Genomic DNA, 4,652 nt, shown 5'->3' on the forward strand with positions numbered 1-4,652 from the left:
GGTACCGGTCCCCTCCCGGATCGCCGCCCAGCCGATGTCGCGACCACCGGCGGGCGCAACACCGGCGCCTGCGCCCCCGCCGGGCGACGTTGTCGCAGGTGGGGCCTAGGGTGCGGGACATGAACGTTCCCGAGGTCATACCGATCCGCCACGAGCCCGACTACCGCACGGACACCATCGGGCGGTGCGAGGGCGGCCAGTTCTACGCGACCGTCGTCGCGGCCTTCCCCGAGGACTGGAGCGGCGACGACTGGCAGGCCGTGAAGCGCTGGCACGCCGTGCTGCACCGGTTCGACGAGGCCGGCCGCCACCTGGGCTCGCGCATCGAGTCCACCGGCACGACGGCGGACGGCGAGCGGCAGGCGGTCGACGCGGCCGCGCTGCTGCTGGAGCAGTGGCTGGACGCCCTGCCGGGGCGGCACTACCAGGACATCGCCATCGCCCCCTTCGAGGTCCGCTTCGAGGGCGCCCTGTTCGGCCTGGTCCTGGAGGTGGACGAGGACGAGGAGGACGAGGAGGACCGCGTGCACCTGGAGCTCTACCCGGACGGCCTGGGCTTCTTCGCCCCGTGGGACGGCTGCTACGACACCTGAGCAGCGGCGGCCCGCGCGGCCCGTTCCTCGCTAGGCTCGGCGGTGCCGGGGTCCGCGAGGCCCCGGGGTCTCCTGCGGGAAGGCGGGTGCGCGCATGCTCGGGTACGACGCGGACGGGTTCGTGCGGGACGGGGTGCCGCACCGGGTGGTGGCCGGGGCGGTGCACTACTTCCGGGTGCACCCCGAGCTGTGGGAGGACCGGCTGCGGCGGGTGCGGGCGCTGGGTGTGAACACGGTGGACACCTACGTCCCGTGGAACTTCCACGAACTGCCCGACGGCACGGTGGACTTCACCGGCTGGCGGGACGTGGCGCGCTTCGTGCGCCTCGCCGCCGGCCTGGGGCTGGACGTGATCCTGCGCCCGGGCCCGTACATCTGTGCGGAGTGGGAGTTCGGCGGGCTGCCGGCCCGGCTGCTGGCGGTGGACGGGCTGCGGCTGCGCTGCGCGGACCCGGCGTACCTGGCCGAGGTGGACGGCTGGTTCGACGCGCTGGTGCCCGAAATGCTGCCGCTGCTGGCGAGCCGGGGCGGGCCGGTGGTGGCGATGCAGGTCGAGAACGAGTACGGCAGCTACGGCGACGACGCCGCCTACCTCGCCCACCTGCGCGACGGCCTGGTACGGCGCGGGGTGGACTGCCTGCTGTTCACCACCGACGGCGCCCACGACACCATGCAGCAGGGCGGCACGATCCCGGGCCTTCTCGCCACCGCCACCTTCGGTTCGCGCGCCCCCGAGCGCCTCGCGGTGCTCCGCCGCCACCAGGACGAAGGCCCGCTGACCGCCATGGAGTTCTGGATCGGCTGGTTCGACCAGTGGGGCCTGCCGCACCACGTCCGCGACCCGAAGGAGACCGCCTCCTCGCTGGACGAACTGCTGGCCACCGGCGCCTCCGTCAGCCTCTACATGGCGCACGGCGGCACCAGTTTCGGCCTGTGGTCCGGCGCCAACCACTCCGGCACCCACCCGCTGGACGCCGGCTACGAGCCGACCGTCACCAGCTACGACTACGACGCGCCGATCGGCGAGGCCGGCGAGCTGACCGAGAAGTTCCACGCCCTGCGCGAGGTCATCGGCCGCCACCTGCCCCTGCCGGACGCCGAACTGCCCGACCCCCCGCCCCGGGTGGCGCCGCAGCGCCTGGAACGGGCCGACGGGCGGGCGCTCCTGGCGCAGGCCCTGGACGCGCTGTCGCAGCCGCGTCGGCACGCGGCGCCGCTGCCGATGGAGCGGCTCGGACAGGACCGCGGCCTGATCCACTACCGCACCCGCGTGCCCGGGCCCCGCCCCGAACTGCCGCTGCGCATCGACGGGTTGGCCGACCGGGCGCAGGTGTTCGCGGACGGGCGCCCGCTCGGGGTGCTGGAGCGCAACTCCCCCGGCGCGACCCTGCCGCTGGCCACCGGGCCCGACGGGGTGGTGCTGGACATCCTGGTCGAGGCGCTGGGACGGGTGAACTACGGCCCCCAGATGGACGACCGCAAGGGCATCACCCGCGGCGTCTCGCACGGCCACCAGCGGCTCTTCGACTGGCAGATCCGGCCGCTGCCGCTGACCGACCTGTCCGCACTGCGCTTCACGGACGACGTCGAGGCCCGCGACGGCGAGCCGGGCGACGGCGAACCGGCCTTCCACCGCTTCACCGCCGAACTCCCCTCCCCCGCCGACGCGTTCCTCGCCCTGCCCGACTGGGGCCGCGGACTGCTGTGGCTCAACGGCTTCCTGCTCGGCCGCCACTGCGCCGCCGGCCCCCAGCGCACCCTCTACGCCCCCGCCCCGCTGTGGCGGCCCGGCGCCAACGAACTGGTCGTCCTGGAACTCGAACGCCACGGCACGGCACTGGAGTTGCGCGACCGACCGGACCTCGGCCCGGTCACGGCGGCACCCAGCTCCGAGTACTGACCGGCCGGGCACGCCCCCCGCGTCGGGCGGAAAGGCGGATGTGTTCCGTTCCCGAACTCCCGCGAACCGGCCGGGTCGAACGGTTCCGCTTTCGGCCCCGGCAACGTACCCCGGCACGGAACCGGACCGTCCTGGCGCCGATCCGGACAATCGCGCGGTCGGCGACCCGTCATTGCCGAGCATTCCTGTGTCCTTGTCCGGCACGTGAACTGCCAGGAGTACGAGTCGCACGAAGGAGCCAGGATGTTCCGCAGGAATTCCGCTCGCACAGCGGCCCTCGCCGTGATGGCCGGCTCGATTCTGCTCGCGGTGCCCGCCACCGCCGACGCGTCCACCACCGCCTACACCCCGCAGACGGCCTGCGGGTCCAGCTACGCCACGATCGATTCCTTCAACCTGCCGGGCGGCACCTCGACGGTCTACCTGACCTACAGCAGGACGACCGGCAAGAACTGCGTCGCCACCATCAAGAACACCAAGACCGGAACCCCGACGCTGACCGGCGCCTACCTGACCTTCGGCGACGGCAGCGGAAGGCAGCAGGACCTGGGGAACTACAGCTACTACGCCACGGCCTACCTGTCCGCACCCGGACAGTGTATTTACTACGGCGGCCGGGACTACAACTCCGGTGACTGGTGGGGAAAGGGCCCGGGATGGTGCAGCTGAGCGGCCGGTGGCCCGGTAGCGGTAGCGGTCGGACGACGGAATTCCGCGCCCGCTGAGACCGATCGGTGAGTGCGCCGGCGCCCGTCGCCGCATCCCGCGATGCGGCGACAGGCGCCGGCCCCGCTCAGGGCCCGATCAGGCGCAGCGAGGCCCACAGGGCCAGGACGGCGGCGGTGAGGGTGGCGGGGACGGCGAGCAGGCCCAGGCGGGTGAACTCGCGCAGCTCCACCGGTACTCCGCGGTCGCGGACGATGCCGCGCCACAGCAGGGTGGCCAGCGAGCCGGCGTAGCTGAGGTTGGGGCCGATGTTCACCCCGAGCAGGACCGCGAGGACGGCGCCGGGCCCGGCCGGGGCGGCCAGCGGCACCAGGGCGAGGGTGGCGGGCAGGTTGTTGATGACGTTGGCGAGGACGGCGGCCAGGGCGGCGGTGGCGAGCAGGGCGGGCAGGGCGGTGCCGTCGGGGACGAGGTGGGCCAGGCCGGCGGCCAGGCCGTTGTCGACGACCGCGCGCACCACGATGCCCAGGGCGAGGACGAACGCCAGGAACGGCAGGGCGGCCGAGCGCACCACCGTCGCGGGGGTGGCGTGGCCGCGGGCCAGGGCGCGCGCGGCCAGGGCGGTGGCGCCGGCGGCCGCCGCCCAGGCCGGGTCGACGTCGAGTGCGGAGGCGAGGGCGAACCCGGCGAGCGTGCAGCCGACGGTGGCCAGGGCGAACAGCGGCATGGCGGGGGCCGGTCCGGTCTCGGGCGCCGCGGTGGGGGCGGCGTCCAGGTCGGCGGCGAAGAAGCGGCGCAGCACCAGGTACTCGACGCCGACCGCCGCCAGCCACGGCAGTGTCATCAGGGCGGCGAAGCGGCCGAAGCTCAGGCCGCTGGCGGTGAGGGCGAGCAGGTTGGTCAGGTTGGAGACCGGCAGCAGCAGCGAGGCCGTGTTCGACAGGTGGGCGCAGGCGTACAGGTGCGGCCCGGGCCGGGTGCCCAGGCGGGCGGCGGTGGCGAGGACGACGGGGGTGAGGAGCACGACGGTGGCGTCCAGGCTGAGCACCGCGGTGACCAGGGAGGCGACGGTGAACACCTGGACCAGCAGTCGGCGCGGGCGGCCGGCGGCGCTGCGTGCCATCCAGGCCCCGCAGGCTCGGAACAGCCCCTCGTCGTCGCAGAGTTTGGCCAGGACCAGGACGGCGGCCAGGAAGCCGATCACCGGTCCGAGGCGGGCGGCCTCGGCCGTGGCGTGCTCCAGTGGGACGGCGCCGGTCGCCACCAGCAGGGCGGCGGCCGGCACCGCGGCGGCGGCCTCCGGCCAGCCCCAGGGGCGGGCGACGGCGCAGACCAGGACGAGTAGCAGCAGGCCTGCGGACAGGGCTTCGGCGCAGGCGGTGTTCAGGGGGTGCTCCTCGGGGATCGGAAGAGAGTCTTGGATGGAAACAGTGTTCGTAGTCGAGAAGATCAAGGTGGTCGAAGTATCATTAAAAGGCGGGGTGGTGGGGGTC

4 protein-coding genes are annotated in these 4,652 nt (G+C 73.8%); 3 read left to right on the forward strand and 1 reads right to left on the reverse strand.

Annotated features, from left to right (window positions below; all coding sequences use genetic code 11):
* The first annotated feature begins 119 nt into the window (after positions 1–119).
* From ACIQOV_RS28425 to ACIQOV_RS28435, 3 genes are all read left to right on the forward strand, one after another.
* Positions 120–593, forward strand: coding sequence for a hypothetical protein (locus tag ACIQOV_RS28425; protein WP_401053289.1), 474 nt, complete (start codon positions 120–122; stop codon positions 591–593).
* Between the two features lie 94 nt (positions 594–687).
* Entirely contained in the window at positions 688–2,493 is a 1,806-nt protein-coding gene (locus ACIQOV_RS28430; protein WP_401053291.1) for a beta-galactosidase family protein, read from the forward strand.
* Between the two features lie 243 nt (positions 2,494–2,736).
* Positions 2,737–3,162 carry a spore-associated protein gene (locus ACIQOV_RS28435; protein WP_401053293.1) on the forward strand — a complete coding sequence of 142 codons (426 nt, stop codon included), beginning with the start codon at positions 2,737–2,739 and terminating at the stop codon, positions 3,160–3,162.
* A 124-nt stretch (positions 3,163–3,286) separates the two neighbouring features.
* Here ACIQOV_RS28435 and ACIQOV_RS28440 read toward each other — a convergent pair whose 3' ends face one another.
* Positions 3,287–4,546 (reverse strand): SLC13 family permease, encoded by a 1,260-nt coding sequence (locus ACIQOV_RS28440; RefSeq protein WP_401053295.1) that lies wholly within the window; start codon positions 4,544–4,546, stop codon positions 3,287–3,289.
* Positions 4,547–4,652: the final 106 nt, after the last annotated feature.

The organism is Kitasatospora sp. NPDC091257 (assembly GCF_044757675.1).
Lineage (GTDB): Bacteria > Actinomycetota > Actinomycetes > Streptomycetales > Streptomycetaceae > Kitasatospora > Kitasatospora lactacystinica.

Excerpts from the sequence above, each read along its gene's own strand:
- ACIQOV_RS28425 (WP_401053289.1), top strand. The coding sequence starts at position 120 with ATGAACGTTCCCGAGGTCATACCGATCCGCCACGAGCCCGACTACCGC.
- ACIQOV_RS28430 (WP_401053291.1), top strand. The coding sequence starts at position 688 with ATGCTCGGGTACGACGCGGACGGGTTCGTGCGGGACGGGGTGCCGCAC.
- ACIQOV_RS28435 (WP_401053293.1), top strand. The coding sequence starts at position 2,737 with ATGTTCCGCAGGAATTCCGCTCGCACAGCGGCCCTCGCCGTGATGGCC.